Below are 16258 nucleotides of genomic sequence, written 5' to 3' on the forward strand. Positions count from 1 at the left end.
AATCGGCGCGGCTGTAGCATTTTTCCTACTGATTTCGCCTTCCCGATTTATTTTGCCGGCGCCAACCCCGCCAACTCGTCCTCTTGCGCCTCGTCGTCCATATTTGCCTGCTGGCGTTGCCACATCTGCGCGTACAGGCCATCGAGCGCCAGCAATTGCGGATGCGTGCCCCGCTCGACGATGCGGCCATGGTCGAGCACCAGGATTTGCTGGGCATCCGCCACCGTCGACAGGCGGTGCGCAATGACCAGGGTGGTGCGGTTTTTGGCGATGTCCTTCAGCTGCGACTGGATCGCCTGCTCGGCCTTGGAATCGAGCGCCGACGTAGCTTCGTCGAAGATCAGGATGGCCGGGTCTTTCAGCAAGGTGCGGGCAATGGCCACGCGCTGCTTTTCGCCGCCCGACAGTTTTAGCCCTCGCTCACCCACCATGGAGTTGTAGCCATCTGGCAAGCTTTCAATAAAATCATGGATCGACGCCGCTTTCGCCGCCGCCACGATGGCTTCCTTGCTGGCGCCCGGCTTGCCGTAGGCGATGTTGTATTCGATGGTGTCGTTGAACAGCACCGTATCCTGCGGCACGATACCAATGGCCGCGCGCAGGGAATCCTGCGTGATGGCGCGCAAGTCCTGGCCATCGATGGTAATGCCGCCGCCATCGACTTCATAGAAGCGGAACAGCAAACGCGACAGAGTCGACTTGCCCGAGCCGCTATGCCCCACCACGGCCGTCGTGGTACCGGCGGGAATCTGGAAATCCACATCGAACAGGATTTGCCGCTTGGCTTCATAGCTGAAATCCACATGCGCAAAGCGCACGGCCGCGCCCCGCGTGACGAGCGGCTTGGCTTCCGGCGTATCGGCGATTTCACGGTTCTCGTTCAGCAGCGAAAACAGGCGTTCCATGTCGGCCAGGCTTTGCTTGATTTCGCGGTAAATCACCCCGAGGAAATTGAGGGGAATGTACAGCTGGATCATGAAGGCGTTCACCAGCACCAGGTCGCCCAAAGTCATCGTGCCGGCGATCACGCCCACGGTGGCGCGCCACAGGATCAGGGTAACAGCCGTGGCGATGATCAGCGACTGGCCCGTATTGAGCAGGGACAAGGAAGTCTGCGATTTGACGGCGGCCGATTCATAGCGCTGCAAGCCTTCGTCGTAGCGCTTCGCCTCGTAATCCTCGTTGCCGAAATACTTGACGGTTTCATAGTTGATCAGCGAATCGATGGCCTTGGTATTCGCTTTGGAGTCGAGGTCGTTCATGGTGCGGCGAAAATGCGTGCGCCAGTTCGTCACCAGCACGGTAAACGCGATGTAGGACACCAGCGCCACCGCCGTGATGACGGTAAACCAGATGTCGTAGTGCAAGACCAGGTAGCCGAGCACGAGGGTGATTTCCACCAGGGTCGGCAGGATGTTGAACAGGGTGTAGGAAATGAGCGAGCCGACGCTGCGCGTGCCCCGCTCGATGTCGCGCGTCATGCCGCCCGTCTGGCGGTTCAAGTGAAAGCGCAGGGACAAGGCATGCAGGTGGCGGAACACTTGCAGGGCGATGGTGCGCACGGCCCGCTGCGTGACCCGCGCGAACAGGAATTCGCGCAACTCCGTAAACAGGGTGGTCGACAGGCGCAGCAAGCCATACGCCACCAGCAAGCCGACCGGCAACACCAGCAGCGCTTGCGGATGGGCCGCCGTGATCGTCATCGCGTCAACGAGTTTTTTCAGGATCAGGGGCACGCCCACGTTGGCCAGCTTGGCACCCACCAGGCATAGCAGCGCCAGCAGCACCCGCCATTTGTAGACCCAGAGATACGGCAGCAAGGTCTTGATGGTGGCGAAATCGCTGTGGCTGGCGGAGGCTGGCGAGCGGGGCGGAGGGGGAGTCTGGGAACGGCGCATGGCGAAGGTCGGCTTTTTATGGTTCAATCGGGGCAATTGTAGCCTTTCATGAGAATAAAAGATGAGCACCTCCCCCGACCGTCCCGACAACTGCCTCGCCTCCGGCCTGCCCGCCGGAAAAATGCCGGAATTGCGCATGATGCCCGCGCCGTCCGACGCCAATGTGTACGGCGACGTCTTCGGCGGCTGGATCATGGCGCAGGTCGATATCGCCGGTTCCCTGCCGGCCACGCGGCGCGCCAACGGCCGTGTCGCCACCATCGCCGTCAACTCCTTCGTCTTCAAAAACCCCGTCTTCGTCGGCGATCTGCTCTCCTTCTACGCCGACATCGTCAAGGTTGGCAACACCTCGATCACCGTCAATGTCGAGGTGTATGCCGAGCGCAACCGCCTGCAAGCATGCATCGTGAAAGTCACGGAAGCCACCCTGATCTATGTGGCGACGGACTCCGACCGCAAACCGCGCAAAGTGCCGCCGATCGAGACCTTGCTGTCGCCTTGATTGTCGCTGTTACATTAATCCCACGTTTTATTTTCAGACGGCATGGATAACCAGCGCCGCATCTTCCTGCAGAGCGCCGCCCGCATCGGTGCGCTGGCCGCCGCCGGCAGCGTGCTGTCCGGTTCCAGCGCGAGCGCCGCCACGCGCCTGAATGGCGCCGGCTACCCGTTTGCGCTCGGCGTCGCTTCCGGCTCGCCCTTGCCGGACGCCGTCGTGCTGTGGACGCGCATCTGCTACGACCCGCTGCATGCCAGCGCCACGCCCGCCATCGCCCTGAACGTGCGCTGGGAAGTGGCGGACGACGAGGCGTTCCGGCGCATCGCCGCCAAGGGCCAGGCCACGGCCACGCCCGCCCTCGCGCATAGCGTGCACGTCGATGTGGGCGGCCTGGCGCCCGGACGCTGGTACTGGTACCGCTTCATGCTGGGCGACGCCGTCAGCCCCGTGGGCCGCACGCGCACGGCGCCCGAGCCCGGCTCCATGCCCGCCTCGATGAAACTGGCCGTCGCCTCGTGCCAGCACTGGGAATTCGGCGCGTATGCAGCGCACCGGCACATCGCCGCCGCCGCGCCCGACCTGGTGGCCTTCCTTGGCGACTACATCTACGAATGGGGTCCATACCAGCTGCAGCACCCGAGCCGGGCCGTGCGCACGCATGAAAGTTTTACTCTGGACGACTATCGCGCCCGCTACGCGCAATACAAGAGCGACCGCGACTTGCAGGGCGCGCACCTGGCCGCGCCGTGGATCGTCACCTGGGACGACCATGAAGTGGCCAACGATTACGGCAATGACCGTGACGAATTGCTCACGCCTGCTTTTTTGCAGCGCCGCGCGGCCGCCTACCAGGCATTTTATGAACACATGCCGCTGCGCCTGCTGCCGCTGGGCCGGCGGGGTTTTGTCGACATGCGCATCTACCAGCGCTATGACTGGGGCCGCCTGGCGCGCTTCCACGTGCTGGACGACCGGCAATACCGCGCCTACCACGCGTGCGCCAAGCCGGGCCGCGGCGGCTCGAATTCCGTCACCACGCGTAACTGTCCCGACTTGCGCAAGCCCGAACGCACGATGCTGGGCGAGGAACAGCAGCGCTGGCTGCAAGCCGGGCTCGATGATTCTCCCGCGCGCTGGAACATTTTGGCCCAGCAAACCCTGATGGCGCAATCGAGCCAGGTGCCCATCCTGCGGCCCGGCGACGAACGCATCTGGACCGATGGCTGGGATGGCTATCCGATGGCGCGCCAGCACTTGCTCGACGCCTTGCGCAGCAGCAAGGCCAGCAACCCGCTGGTGCTGTCGGGCGACGTGCACACCTTTTATGCCACCGAACTGAGCCGCAACGCCATGCGCCCTGTCGGCAAGGATAATCCCGTGCTGGCCACCGAGTTTTGCGGTACCTCAATCACATCGAGTTCCCGCCCGCAGGCACGTACGGAGCAGTACGTGGCGATGAACCCGCACATCCGCTACGGACGCAGCGACAAGCGCGGCTATATGTTGCTGGACATCACACCGGAGAAAACCACGGCCCTGTTCCAGGGCCTGGAGAATGTGCGCGACAGCGCGTCGGCCATCGCGACACTGGCCAGTTTCACCGTCCAGGACGGCAAGGCTGGCGTACAACGCGTCTAGCCTCTGCTTTTCAAGGCGTCGCGGTAGCGCCGGCTGACGGGCACTTCGCCGCCCATGGACAGCACCGCGCGCGCATCGCCCGATTCCAGCGGCACGATGCTCCGCACAAAGTCGAGGTTGACGATATAGCTGCGGTGCACGCGCAGGAAGCGCTTGCCGTCGAGTCGGCGCTCGATGGCCGCCATGGTCGAGCGCAGCGGATAGTCGTGGCCGCGCACATGCAGATTCACATAATTGCCCCACGCCTGTATCCACTCGATTTCAAAGGCCGGCAGCAGAAAATCCTTGCCCAGCTTGCGCACCAGAAAGCGCTCCGGCTGCTGCACCGGTTCCACGGCAGGCCCTTCATCGGGTTCGCCCAGCAGGGTCGCCTCGCCTTGCCAGCGCATCAGCAGCAACTGGTAAAAGCCCGTGAACAATAAAATGGAGAAGTAAGTACGCACATCCTTGACATATTCATACGGCAACTCGCGCCACCAGTTACCGAAATCGTAGTCGCTGCCGGCGCTCCAGTAAGCCAGTTTGCGCAAGGCCACCATGGCCAGCACATGCACCAGGCTGTAGACGAGCGACGCGGCCAGGTGCCAGCGCAAGTTCTTCCTCTGGAAAACCAGGTGCAAGGGGCGAAACTGGTTAGCCAGGATCACCACCGGTACCAGCGCCAGCAGCACCAGGTTGCTGCTCCACTCCCACACGGCCACTTCCCAGAAGGGCGTATCGAGCCCGGCGCGCACGCGGTCGGCCCAGCTGATCCAGCAGTTGAGCGACGTTTGCAGCAGATACAGGACGATCCAGAAAGCTGGCTCGGCGATCTGGCGCCAGCGTTGATATCGTTGCAACAAATCGGTGGAAGACAGGCGCATGGTGACGGACAGTGAATAAGTTGCATGATTGTAAGGTCCCAAAGCCGTCCCAGCGCCACCGCTCGTCACAAACAGCCAGCGATTGATCACTTTTCGCTGGTTCGCCCCGTGCGGCCTGCCTATGCTGGGGCATTCCCTGACCGACGGACCCCACGACCATGACCACAAATTCCCGCCGTTACGATATCGATGCCTTGCGCTTTCTTGTCTTCAGCCTGCTGATCGTCTACCACACGGCCATGCTGTACCTGGATGGCGCCGCCTTCCACATGAAAAGTACTTACTTGACGGAAACATTGAACTTTCCCATGGTCTTTATCAACCGGTGGCGCATGGAAATCGTGTTCCTCATTTCCGGCGTGTCCTGCGCCATGATGACGCACACGTCCAGCGGTGCGTTCCTGTGGCGCCGGATCAAGCGCCTGTTGCTGCCCTTGCTGTTTGGCGTGCTGGTGGTGATCCCCGTGCAACCGTATTGCGAGGGCGTCAGCAACGGTCTGGTCGAGCCTGGCTATGGACCATTCCTGCTGCATTACTTTGGCGGCCACGCCTGGCCGGCCGGCGCATTTACGGGCTGGAAAACCAGTTTTACGTGGAACCATCTGTGGTATCTGGTGTATCTGTTGCTGTACACCATCGTGCTGGTGGCCTTGCAGCCGCTGCTAGCCAAGGCAAGACCGCTGTTTGCGGGCCTGCGCGGCTGGCGCCTGCTGGTCCTGCCCGCCCTGCCAACGCTGGCGGCAACGGCCTTCCTGAAGCTGCGCTATCCGGAAACCCATGCGCTGCTCAAGGACTGGTACGCGCACGCCATCTATTTCACCATGTATCTGTATGGCTGGTGGCTGGGCAATGACAAGGGAGTGTGGCAGGAACTGGCCCGCTTGCGCTGGCAGGCGCTGCTGCTGGCGCCCTGCGCGTTTGCCGTGTATCTGGGTTTTGACCTGGTGGCTTCGGAAAACCTGCTGACCTGGGCCTCGTTTGGTTCCTGGCCCATGCGCAACCTGTACATGTGGCTGGCCATCTGCGCCATCTTGGGCTGGTCGCACACCTTGCTGAATAAACCGTTTGCCTGGCTGCCATGGGCGCGCCAGGCCGTCTTTCCCTGGTACATACTGCACCAGAGCGCGATCGTACTGCTGGCCTACTGGGTGGTGCCGTTAAAACTGGGGCCCGTGCTCGAGCCGCTGCTGGTACTTGCGGGCACGGTGGCCATCTGCTGGCTGGGCACGTCGCTGCTGATCAGCAAGGTGAGCTGGCTGCGTCCCTGCTTCGGCTTGCCCGCCCGGCCACGGCAAGCCGTGGCGGCGGACACAGCCTTGGCGGCGAGTTAAGCCGCTTTCTTTTCGTCGCGCAATTGACGGCGCAAGATCTTGCCGACATTGGTTTTCGGCAATTCATCGCGGAACTCGATGTATTTCGGCTTCTTGTACGCCGTCAACTCATGCTTGCAATGCTCGCGGATCTGTTCCACCGTCAGGTTCGGATCCTTGCGCACGACAAACACTTTCACGGCTTCGCCCGAGTTGGCATCCGGCACGCCGATGCAGGCGCATTCCAGCACGCCCGGGCACGACGCAACCACGTCTTCCACTTCGTTCGGATACACATTGAAGCCGGAAACGATGATCATGTCTTTCTTGCGGTCCACGATCTTCACGTAGCCGCGCTCATCCATGACGCCCACGTCGCCCGTCTTGAAATAGCCGTCGGCCGTCATCGACTTGGCCGTCTCGTCCGGACGCTGCCAGTATCCCGCCATCACTTGCGGGCCGCGCACGGCGATTTCGCCCGGTTCGCCCAGCGGCACTTCCACGCCATCGTCGTTCAAAATCGCCACTTCCGTCGACGGGAAAGGCAAGCCGATGGTGCCCGTGAATTCCGTGATGTCGACACGGTTGCCCGTCACCACGGGCGACGTTTCCGACATACCATAGCCTTCGATCAGCGGGCAGCCCGTCAATTTCAGCCAGCGCTCGGCCACATTGCGCTGCAAGGCCATGCCGCCGCCATTGCACACTTTATAGCTGGAAAAATCGAGCTTGGCGAAGTCGGCATTGTTCAGCAGCGCGTTATACAGAGTATTAACTGCCGGGAAGACGACGATCTTGTGCTTGGACAACTCCTTGACGAAACCGGGGATGTCGCGCGGGTTGGGGATCAGCACGCTCATGCCGCCCAGGCGCATGCCCATCAGGGCACTGACCGTCAGCGAATATATGTGATACAGGGGCAAGGCGCACATGAAACCCATCGAGGTGGCGCGCATTTCCTTGGTCATCACGGGCGACATCCACGCCTCGTTTTGCAGCACGTTGGCGATCACGTTACGGTGCAACAACATCGCGCCTTTCGACACGCCCGTCGTGCCGCCCGTGTACTGCAGGAAGACGATATCGTCATGTCCCTGCTGCACCGGCGTCAAGGTCAAACGGGCACCCTCGGCCAGCATCTTGTTGAAGCTGATGGCGCCCGGCAAGGAAAACGCGGGCACCATTTTCTTGATCTTGCGCACGACGAAGTTGACGATGGTGCCCTTCAAGCCACCGAGCAAGTCGCCCATGGTGGCGACGATCACATGCTTGACCTGGGTGTGCGGCAATACCTGTTCCACCGTGGTGGCGAAGTTTTCCAGCACGATGATCGCTTCGCTACCCGAATCGATCAACTGGTGCTGCAATTCGCGCGGCGTGTACAGCGGATTGACGTTCACCACGGTGTAGCCGGCGCGCAAGATCGCCGCCATGGCCACCGGATACTGCAACACGTTCGGCAACATGATCGCCACGCGCGCGCCCGGTTGCAGGCCCTTGCTTTGCAGCCAGGCGCCCATCTGTTGCGACAGCTGGTCAAGCTCGCGGTAGGTGAGGAATTTATCCATGCACACGAAGGCGTTGCGGTCCGCATATTTCTGGAACGACTCTTCCAGCAAATGCGTGACGGAACGGTATTGCGTGCAATCAATCTCTGCGGGAACGCTGTCCGGGTACGACTTCAACCAAATCTTGTCCATCTCGCCTCATCTTTATCTGTAAAAGGGACGCGCCTCCTGGCGCATCCCACACTGTTTATGCTGCTATCTTTGTTTCGTCACGCAGGGCGCGACGCAAAATCTTGCCGACGTTGGTCTTCGGCAGTTCATCGCGGAACTCGATGTATTTCGGCCGCTTGTAACCCGTGAATTGTTCCTTGCAGTACGCGGCCAGCACTGCCTGGGTCAGGTTCGGATCCTTGCGCACGACAAACACTTTTACGGCCTCGCCCGAGTGTTCGTCCGGCACGCCCACGCAGGCGCACTCGAGTACGCCAGGATGGGCCGCGATGACGGCTTCGACTTCGTTCGGATACACATTGAAGCCGGAAACGAGAATCATGTCTTTCTTGCGGTCCACGATCTTCACATAGCCGCGCTCGTCCATGATGCCCACGTCGCCCGACTTGAAGTAGCCATCGGGGGTCATGACTTTGGCCGTCTCGTCGGGACGGTTCCAGTAGCCGCTCATCACTTGCGGGCCGCGGATGGCGATTTCGCCCGTCTGGCCCAGCGGCACTTCCTTGCCGTCGTCGTCGAGGATGGCGATGTCGGTCGAGGGTACGGGCAAGCCGATGGTGCCGGAAAACGCCGTGCTGTCGGCGCGGTTGCAGGTGGCGACGGGCGATGTTTCCGACAAGCCATAGCCTTCGATGATGGACACGCCCGTCACTTGCAGCCACTTGTCGTTGACGGCTTGCTGCACCGCCATGCCGCCGCCATTGGCGATCTTCAAGCCCGAGAAATCGAGCTTGGCGAAATCGGGGTGATTCACCAGCGCGTTATACAAGGTATTGACCGCTGGCAGCAGGTTGAATTTGTACTTGCCCAGTTCCTTGATCAAGCCCGGAATATCGCGCGGATTCGGGATCAGGATATTCAGGGCGCCCACGCGCGTGCCCCACATCGCGCACGCCGTCAGCGCAAAGATATGGTACAGCGGCAAGGCGCAGACGACGATCATCTGTTCCTTGCTGTTCTGGTCGAGCGCCGCGCCGGACCACGCTTCGCTCTGCAGCACATTGGCGATCACATTGCGATGGCTCAAGGTCGCGCCTTTCGACACGCCCGTCGTGCCGCCCGTGTATTGCAGGAAGGCAGCGTCATGGACGCTCAGCTCGACGGGCGTGAGTTTCATGCGGCTGCCCAGCGCCAGCGCCTGCTTGAAGCGCATGGCGTTCGGCAAGGAATACGCGGGCACCATCTTCTTGACATTGCGCACGACAAAATTGACGATCATGCCCTTCAAGCCGCCGAGCATTTCGCCCATGCTGGCGACGACGACGTGCTTGACGGCCGTCTTGCCCAGCACCTGTTCCAGGGTATGGGCGAAGTTTTCCAGCACGATGATGGCTTCGCTGCCCGAATCATTGAGCTGATGCTCGAGTTCGCGCGGCGTGTATAAAGGGTTGACGTTGACTACCGTGTAGCCGGCGCGCAAGACAGCGGCAATCGCCACCGGATACTGGAGCACGTTCGGCATCATCAGGGCGACGCGCGCGCCCTTCTTCAGGCCGCGGCTTTGCAGCCAGGCGCCCAGCTGGCGCGAATAGGTGTCGAGTTCGGCATAGGTGAGAAATTTGTCCATGCAGACATAGGCATTGCGATCCGCATATTTCTGAAACGCTTCTTCCAGCAAATGCACCAGCGAACGATATTGATCAGGATCGATGTCGGCGGGGACGCCGGGAGGATACGACTTCAGCCAAATTTTTTCCATCCTGTGCCTCTTGTCTCGAATAATCGTGGGGGAGCCGGCGCACCCTGCCGGCGCGGATCATTGCTGCGGATTCTGTCGTCCTGCAGTCAGTTTGAGCATTCTGACGAGCAATTGCTCTATGCTACTAATGCGATGCTATCGGGCGCCGGGCTTCCATGCAAGCGCTTTCAACAGTATTCGAGCGGCAACTCTAGGGGTATTTTGTGCTGCACTGCAACATGATAAATACGCTGTTGCAGGATCGTTCGCCTTGACGTCCGGGACAATCTTTACGGGTCACGGGCTGGACAATTGTTCCAGCGCCTGCCTGCGCTCAGGCTTCTTGATCTGGGCCATTGTGTGCACTGCAGCATAAAAAGCACGAAAGTTCTTTTTTTCTTCCAGCAATTTTTTAAAGGCGGGCAAAAATTCATTGTAGGTAGACACGGAAGCCAGGTGCGCATTGCTCAATGGCTGCTCGAACCAGCGGTCGTAACCGGCAAAACCACCCCAGTTTTGCTTCAGTACCTGGTAGGCATCTTGCAATGCCGCAAATACCTGCGCCTTGCGCGCGCGCTTGTCCGCATCGCTGGCGTCGCTCGCATACACGGACTCCAGTTCGCCCCGGTATTTCAATAGCAAGGCCAGGAAATCCTGGCGCCGCGCCGCATACTGGGCGTACGCCGCGCGCATGCTGTCGTTGCCCTCGCGCGCCAGCCAGCGCTGCACGCCGGCCTCTTCCACGGCACTGGCAAACGACTCGTTGAAGGCCGAGTCGCCAGGCACGTACACCACCTGGTGCGCCAGCTCATGGAAGATCAGGCGCGCCAGTTCCGCATCGTTGTAATGAATAAAGGTCGACAGCAGGGGATCGTCGAACCAGCCCAGGGTGGAATACGCGGGCACGCCGCCCACCTGGACGTCGTAATGCTGGGCGCGCAACTCGTCGGCATACGCGAGCGCCTCCTCCTTGCTGTAATAGCCGCGATAGCTGACGCAGCCGGCGATGGGAAAACACCATTGCAGCGGCTGCAGCGACAATTCCGGCGTGGCTACCACGTTCCACAGCACGAACGGGCGCCGCAGCGCGGCATAGTTCTTGTAGCTGCCATTGTCTGGCAAGTCCAGCTCGCTGACGGCAAAGCGGCGGATCTGCTGCGCCTTGGCCAGACGCACTTTCAGGCGCGGCTCGGTGGCGGGGTCATCGAGCCAGTCGCCGATGGGACGCGCGCCGGACCACAGGGCATATTGCCCCTGCGCCGCTTGCGTGTAGTAGCGCAATTGCGTGCAGCCGCCCAGCAGCAGGCACACCGTGCCGACAAGCAAGCGGGCCGGCCAGCGCGCCATGGTCAGGCAGCCTTTTCCACTTCAACCAGCGTATCGTAGAAGGTCGGCGCGCGGCCCATGTCCGTCAGGCGCTGGCTGGTCACTTCGTTGGCGTTCTTGCCGTCGCTGGCGAGTTTCTTCCACCACACGGACAAGCCCACCACCAGGCCCCGTCGTGCCTTGTCCGTCACCCTGGCCTTGGCCACAAAGCTGCCGCGGTCATTGAAGATGCGCACCATGTCGCCGGCCACGATGCCGCGCGCGGCGCCATCGTCGGGATGGATATCGAGGTGCGGCTCGCCTTCGGCCGCGCGCAGGCTTTTCACGTTCACGAAAGTGGAATTGAGGAAATTGCGCGCCGGTGGGGAAATCATGGCCAGCGGATAGCGGGCCGCCAGCGCGGGATTGCTGGCCAGCGATTCGTGCGGCGCGATATACGTGGGCAAGGGATCGAGGCCCGCCAGCGCCATGGCTTCCGAATACAACTCGCACTTGCCCGATGGCGTGGGGAAACGCCCCTCGGCAAATGGCGCTTCCGGCATGGCCAGCTTTTGCCAGCCCGTGCGCTTCAGCGATTCCCAGTCGAAATGCACGGCGCGCGCATCCGACGCATCGAATGCCTTGGCCGCCAGCGCATCGTCGCTTTCCTGGAAGCACGGGTCATCAAAGCCCATGTATTGGGCCAGCAGGCGGAAGATTTCCGTATTCGCCTTCGCTTCACCCAGCGGCGCCACGGCCGCATTGTTCGCCATCATGTACAGATGGCCATAGGTGGCATGCGTATCGACGTGTTCCAGCTGCGTGGTGGCGGGCAACACGATGTCGGCGTAATCGACGGTATCGGTCTGGAAATGTTCGAGCACGACCGTAAACAAGTCTTCGCGGGCAAAGCCCTGCGCCACTTTCGAGGAATCGGGCGCCACGGCCAGGGGATTCGAGTTGTAGACGATCACGGCCTCGACTTGCGGGCCGAAATCGGCGGAACTCTCTTTCAATAAATCGTCGCCGATGGTGCTCATATTGATGGTGCGCGGCGTGCCTTTGAGCAAATCGGGGCGCTGCAGGGCCTTGCGATTGATGGGGAAGGAACCCGAGCTCGACAGCTGCATGCCGCCGGCCGGATGGCGCCAGGCGCCCGTCAGGGCGGGCAGGCAGGCGATATTGCGCACGGCCATGCCACCGCCATGCACGCGCTGCACGCCATAGTTGGCCCGGATGGCGGCACCCTCGCCGGAGCGGCACGCCTGGCCGTACAGGCGCGCCAAGTCGACCACTTCCGTGGCCGTGATGCCGCACACCTCGGCCACCCGCTCGGGCGGCCATTCCAGGGCCCGCTGTTTCAAGGCCTCGTAGCCTACAGTGTAGCGCTCGATGTAATCATGATCGAGCAAATCTTCCACAATCAAGACATGCATCAAACCCAGCGCCAGGGCCGCATCGGTCCCCGGCAGCAACGCGACGTGCTGGTGGCACTTTTCCGCCGTCAGCGAACGGTAGGGGTCGATGGCGATCAGGGTGGCGCCATTGCGCTTGGCTTCCTGCGCGCGCATCCAGAAGTGCAAATTCGAGGCGATCGGGTTGCCGCCCCAGATGATGATCAACTTGGCGTTCTGGAACTGTTCCAGGTCCGTGCCGATGCTGGCGCCCACCGTATAGCGGTAGCCCGTGGCGCCGGCCGAGGCGCAGATGGTGCGGTCCAGCAAGGAAGCACCGAGCTGGTTGAAGAAACGCGACGACATCGACTCGCCCTGCACCAGGCCCATGGTGCCGCAGTAGCTGTACGGCAAGATCGCCTGCGGATCGCGCGCGGCGATCGGTTTCAAGCGGGCCGCGATGGTCTGCAGCGCTTCCTCCCAGCTGATGCGCTCGAACTTTCCTTCCCCCTTCTTGCCCACGCGGCGCAGCGGATGCAGCAGCCGGTCCGCATGGTAGGTGCGCTCCGTGAAGCGCGACACCTTGGTGCACAGCACGCCCGCCGTGGTCGGGTGGTCGGGATCCCCCTTGACGGCTGTTGCCACCCCGTCGGTCACGGTGACCAGCAAGGCGCAGGTATCGGGGCAGTCGAGCGGGCAGGCGGCGCGCACTTGGGTGGTGGTCATGGGGCAATCCAAAAACGTTGGGGGAAGGCGATACTGTAAACCATTCCGCGCGCTTGCTGTTGGCGCCGTGGCAAGCACGTCCGTGCGCTGGATTTACCCGGCAAACAAGGGCTACAATGCACTATTAGCCGCGTCTGTTTTTGATCAAACAAGCGCGGTCCGGCGCGCCATACATTGCTGCGCGCCAGCATCCACAGGAGAGTCCCATGAAACTAGTTGATCCGATCTTGGCGTTTCAATCCGAGCTGCAAGGTATCCGCCGCGACCTGCACGCGCATCCGGAGCTGTGCTACGAAGAACAGCGCACCTCGGACGTGGTCGCCGCCAAACTGACGGAATGGGGCATTCCCGTGGTACGCGGCCTGGGCCGCACTGGCGTGGTCGGCATCATCCAGCATGGCACGTCCAAGCGCGCCATCGGCCTGCGCGCCGACATGGATGCCTTGCCGATGCAGGAAATGAATACCTTCGAGCATGCTTCACGTCATCCGGGCAAGATGCACGCCTGCGGCCACGACGGCCACACGGCCATGCTACTGGGCGCCGCCCATTACCTGGCGCAACATCGCAACTTCGATGGCACGGTCTACCTCGTCTTCCAGCCGGCGGAAGAAGGCGGCGCCGGTGCACGCGAAATGATCGAAGACGGCTTGTTTACACGCTTTCCCATGGATGCCATCTACGGCATGCACAACTGGCCGGGCGCGGAAACGGGTACCCTGAGCGTGGTGGAAGGGCCAATGATGGCGTCCAGCAATGAATTCCACGTCACCGTCAAAGGCAAGGGCGCGCACGCGGCCCAGCCGCACAAAGGCATCGACCCCGTCATGGTAGCCGTGCAAATCGCGCAAAGCTGGCAAACCGTCATCACCCGCAACAAGAGTCCGCTCGACACGGCCGTGCTGTCGATCACGCAAATCCATGCGGGCAGCGCCACCAATGTGATTCCCGATGACGCCAGCCTGGTCGGCACCGTGCGCACCTTCACCACGCCCGTGCTGGACCTGATCGAAGAGCGCATGCGCGAGATCGCCGTGCACACGGCCGCCGCCTTTGGCGCGGAAGTCGATTTCCACTTCAAGCGCAACTACCCGCCGCTGGTCAACCACGCGAAGGAAACGGCGTTTGCCGTCGAAGTGATGAAAAGCGTGGTCGGCGCCGACAATGTCAACGCGAATGTTGAACCGACGATGGGCGCGGAAGACTTCGCATTTTTCCTGCAGGAAAAAGCTGGCTGCTATATCTTCATCGGCAACGGCGATGGCGAACACCGCGATGGCGGCCACGGCCTGGGTCCGTGCGTCTTGCACAATGGCAGCTACGACTTCAATGACAATCTGCTGCCCATCGGCGCCAGTTTCTGGGTCAAGCTGGCCGAAGCGAGCCTGCCCGTCACGTAAATCAGCTCAGCTTATCCGGACCGGTGCCCAGGCGCTGGCCCGGATTCAACGCTTCCAGGGCCAGCAAGGCAGCCGCGTGGTCTGCCGTAGGATGGCTGGCGGCGAGGGTTTCATAGCGCTGCGTCACCAATTGCGTCACCGGCAAGGTGACGTGGGCCGCCTCGGCTGCCGCGAGGATGTTGTGCATGTCCTTGATCTGGCTTTTCACCTGTCCACCGGCAACAAAATTGCGCTCCAGCATGCGCTGGCCATGCACGTCCAGAATCTTGCTCTCGGCAAAACCGCCACGTATCGCTGCCCGTACGGCGCTCGCATCGGCGCCGGCCGCCTGCGCCAGCAATAACGCTTCCGCCACGATATTCAGAGTGGCGCCGACGATCAGCTGATTGCACAGCTTGGCAACCTGGCCGCTGCCGGCCGGCCCCACCAAGGTCGGGCGCCCCATGGCCGACAGAATCACTGCAACCCGCGCGTAATCGCTGGTGCTGGCGCCAGCCATGATGGCCAGGGTGCCCGCCTGTGCCCCGCCGACGCCACCCGACACGGGCGCATCGATAAAGGCATGGCCTGCCGCGTGCAAGGCGGCATGAAATTGCTGGGCTTCTGCTTGCTTGGTGGAACTCATATCAACCCAGAGCGCCCCTGCACGCAAGGCTGGCAGCGCCTCTTGCAGCACCTGCGCCACGATGGGCCCGGCTTCCAGCATCGAAATGACCACGTCCGCGCCATTGACCGCCTCGGCCACGGAAACGGCGGGCTGGGCACCTGCCTCACGCAGGACTTCGGCCTTGCTGTGCGTGCGATTCCAAATTGTGACAAAATATCCAGCGCGCAGCAGGCACCGGACCATCGGATCCCCCATCAGACCGATACCGAGAAATGCGATTTTTGTAGAGAATGTCAATTGAACCTCTGAAATCAAACGGGTGGCGGGAACACTGTGCAAAACTGGGTGTCTGCGCAAACAAGACGAGCCTTACGGCCAATTTTACGATGAAAGCCTCTATGTCCTTCAAGAAGAATATCCTCAAATCCATCGCCGCCGTTGCCGCGCTGATGGCAGCCAACGCCGGCTTTGCCGCCGACGACAAACTGATCGACTCCGTCTACGGCGAATATGCCAAGGGCGTGAAGGTACAAATGGTACGCGCCGGCGTGACCTCGAACTGGGATAAGGCCTGGTTCGTATCGAATGGCACACAACTGAGCGGTTACTGGGATGCCAGCATCGGCGGCTGGGATGGCAAGAGCTATCGCAATGTCCCCGGCCAGCATCAAAAGCTGTGGGACCTGGGCTTTACCCCCGTGTTCCGCTTTGAAAACACGAACAAGCTGGGCTTCTATGCGGAAGGCGGCATTGGCGTACACATGCTATCCAAGCTGTACGATAACGACGATAACCGCCTGTCGACCCACTTCCAGTTCGGCGACCATATCGGCGTTGGCTATATCTTCAATAACAAATGGGAAGTCGCTGCGAAGATCCAGCATTTCTCGAACGGCGGCTACAAGAAACCGAATAGCGGCGTCAATTACATGAACGTCAAAGTCGCTTACCATTTTTAATGGTTATGACAAATGAACAAGGCACCGCGTAGCGGTGCCTTTTTTTACGCCTGTCTGCTGACAAAACCAAACCGCCAGACGTAAAAAAACCCCAACCGGATCACCGGAAGGGGTTTTTTCGAATAACAAGCCTGACGATAACCTACTTTCACACTGGTTGCAGCACTATCATCGGCGCAAAGTTGTTTCACGGTCCTGTTCGGGATGGGAAGGGGTGGGACCAACTTGCTATGGTCATCAGG

At 61.2% G+C, this 16258-nt stretch carries 12 protein-coding genes and 1 rRNA gene; 5 read left to right on the forward strand and 8 right to left on the reverse strand.

Translation table 11 applies throughout. From position 1 onward, the window contains the following. Nucleotides 1–47: 47 nt before the first annotated feature. Nucleotides 48–1898, reverse strand: a complete 1851-nt coding sequence (locus tag VPH40_RS16550; RefSeq protein ID WP_289907231.1) for an ABCB family ABC transporter ATP-binding protein/permease — start codon at nucleotides 1896–1898, stop codon at nucleotides 48–50. Between the two features lie 61 nt (nucleotides 1899–1959). Between VPH40_RS16550 and VPH40_RS16555 the strand changes: the two genes are divergently transcribed. Together VPH40_RS16555 and VPH40_RS16560 are read left to right on the forward strand one after the other, a co-directional pair. Continuing rightward, nucleotides 1960–2400 carry an acyl-CoA thioesterase gene (locus VPH40_RS16555; RefSeq protein WP_052139932.1) on the forward strand — a complete coding sequence of 147 codons (441 nt, stop codon included), beginning with the start codon at nucleotides 1960–1962 and terminating at the stop codon, nucleotides 2398–2400. Nucleotides 2401–2442: 42 nt separating this feature from the next. Continuing rightward, nucleotides 2443–4035, forward strand: a complete 1593-nt coding sequence (locus tag VPH40_RS16560; protein WP_305062924.1) for an alkaline phosphatase D family protein — start codon at nucleotides 2443–2445, stop codon at nucleotides 4033–4035. On the opposite strand, the gene VPH40_RS16565 is transcribed toward VPH40_RS16560, so the two are convergent. Continuing rightward, entirely contained in the window at nucleotides 4032–4898 is an 867-nt protein-coding gene (locus tag VPH40_RS16565) for a LytR/AlgR family response regulator transcription factor (RefSeq protein WP_328573973.1), read from the reverse strand. The genes VPH40_RS16560 and VPH40_RS16565 overlap by 4 nt on opposite strands. 158 nt (nucleotides 4899–5056) lie before the next feature. Between VPH40_RS16565 and VPH40_RS16570 the strand changes: the two genes are divergently transcribed. Next, on the forward strand, nucleotides 5057–6229 hold the full coding sequence (locus tag VPH40_RS16570; RefSeq protein ID WP_328573974.1) for an acyltransferase family protein: 1173 nt from the start codon (nucleotides 5057–5059) through the stop codon (nucleotides 6227–6229). Here the strand turns inward: VPH40_RS16570 and VPH40_RS16575 are convergent. From VPH40_RS16575 to VPH40_RS16590, 4 genes are all read right to left on the reverse strand, one after another. After that, nucleotides 6226–7908 (reverse strand): long-chain fatty acid--CoA ligase, encoded by a 1683-nt coding sequence (locus tag VPH40_RS16575; protein ID WP_289917839.1) that lies wholly within the window; start codon nucleotides 7906–7908, stop codon nucleotides 6226–6228. The two genes, VPH40_RS16570 and VPH40_RS16575, sit on opposite strands and share 4 nt — an antisense overlap. A gap of 55 nt (nucleotides 7909–7963) precedes the next feature. Then, nucleotides 7964–9646: a long-chain fatty acid--CoA ligase gene (locus tag VPH40_RS16580; RefSeq protein WP_099666194.1), complete on the reverse strand. Its 1683-nt coding sequence runs from the start codon at nucleotides 9644–9646 to the stop codon at nucleotides 7964–7966. Nucleotides 9647–9922: 276 nt separating this feature from the next. Next, nucleotides 9923–10972, reverse strand: a complete 1050-nt coding sequence (locus VPH40_RS16585; protein WP_328573975.1) for an aminopeptidase — start codon at nucleotides 10970–10972, stop codon at nucleotides 9923–9925. Between the two features lie 2 nt (nucleotides 10973–10974). Continuing rightward, entirely contained in the window at nucleotides 10975–13050 is a 2076-nt protein-coding gene (locus VPH40_RS16590) for a molybdopterin-containing oxidoreductase family protein (RefSeq protein ID WP_251351356.1), read from the reverse strand. Between the two features lie 206 nt (nucleotides 13051–13256). On the opposite strand from VPH40_RS16590, the gene VPH40_RS16595 reads away from it, so the two are divergent. Then, complete coding sequence (locus tag VPH40_RS16595) at nucleotides 13257–14450, forward strand: M20 aminoacylase family protein (RefSeq protein WP_328573976.1); 1194 nt, start codon at nucleotides 13257–13259, stop codon at nucleotides 14448–14450. Between the two features lies 1 nt (nucleotide 14451). On the opposite strand, the gene VPH40_RS16600 is transcribed toward VPH40_RS16595, so the two are convergent. Next, a complete protein-coding gene (locus VPH40_RS16600) occupies nucleotides 14452–15336 on the reverse strand; it encodes an NAD(P)-dependent oxidoreductase (protein WP_328573984.1) in 885 nt (294 codons plus the stop codon). Nucleotides 15337–15455: 119 nt separating this feature from the next. Between VPH40_RS16600 and VPH40_RS16605 the strand changes: the two genes are divergently transcribed. Next, nucleotides 15456–16016, forward strand: coding sequence for an acyloxyacyl hydrolase (locus VPH40_RS16605; RefSeq protein WP_077408864.1), 561 nt, complete (start codon nucleotides 15456–15458; stop codon nucleotides 16014–16016). Nucleotides 16017–16145: 129 nt separating this feature from the next. Here VPH40_RS16605 and rrf read toward each other — a convergent pair. Next, a 5S ribosomal RNA gene (gene rrf, locus VPH40_RS16610) occupies nucleotides 16146–16258 on the reverse strand.

The organism is Janthinobacterium sp. P210005, assembly GCF_036231865.1.
GTDB lineage: Bacteria > Pseudomonadota > Gammaproteobacteria > Burkholderiales > Burkholderiaceae_D > Janthinobacterium > Janthinobacterium kumbetense.

Excerpts from the sequence above, each read along its gene's own strand:
- VPH40_RS16580 (WP_099666194.1), bottom strand. The coding sequence starts at position 9,646 with ATGGAAAAAATTTGGCTGAAGTCGTATCCTCCCGGCGTCCCCGCCGAC.
- VPH40_RS16585 (WP_328573975.1), bottom strand. The coding sequence starts at position 10,972 with ATGGCGCGCTGGCCGGCCCGCTTGCTTGTCGGCACGGTGTGCCTGCTG.
- VPH40_RS16595 (WP_328573976.1), top strand. The coding sequence starts at position 13,257 with ATGAAACTAGTTGATCCGATCTTGGCGTTTCAATCCGAGCTGCAAGGT.
- VPH40_RS16555 (WP_052139932.1), top strand. The coding sequence starts at position 1,960 with ATGAGCACCTCCCCCGACCGTCCCGACAACTGCCTCGCCTCCGGCCTG.
- VPH40_RS16605 (WP_077408864.1), top strand. The coding sequence starts at position 15,456 with ATGTCCTTCAAGAAGAATATCCTCAAATCCATCGCCGCCGTTGCCGCG.
- VPH40_RS16565 (WP_328573973.1), bottom strand. The coding sequence starts at position 4,898 with ATGCGCCTGTCTTCCACCGATTTGTTGCAACGATATCAACGCTGGCGC.
- VPH40_RS16570 (WP_328573974.1), top strand. The coding sequence starts at position 5,057 with ATGACCACAAATTCCCGCCGTTACGATATCGATGCCTTGCGCTTTCTT.
- VPH40_RS16550 (WP_289907231.1), bottom strand. The coding sequence starts at position 1,898 with ATGCGCCGTTCCCAGACTCCCCCTCCGCCCCGCTCGCCAGCCTCCGCC.
- VPH40_RS16575 (WP_289917839.1), bottom strand. The coding sequence starts at position 7,908 with ATGGACAAGATTTGGTTGAAGTCGTACCCGGACAGCGTTCCCGCAGAG.
- VPH40_RS16590 (WP_251351356.1), bottom strand. The coding sequence starts at position 13,050 with ATGACCACCACCCAAGTGCGCGCCGCCTGCCCGCTCGACTGCCCCGAT.
- VPH40_RS16560 (WP_305062924.1), top strand. The coding sequence starts at position 2,443 with ATGGATAACCAGCGCCGCATCTTCCTGCAGAGCGCCGCCCGCATCGGT.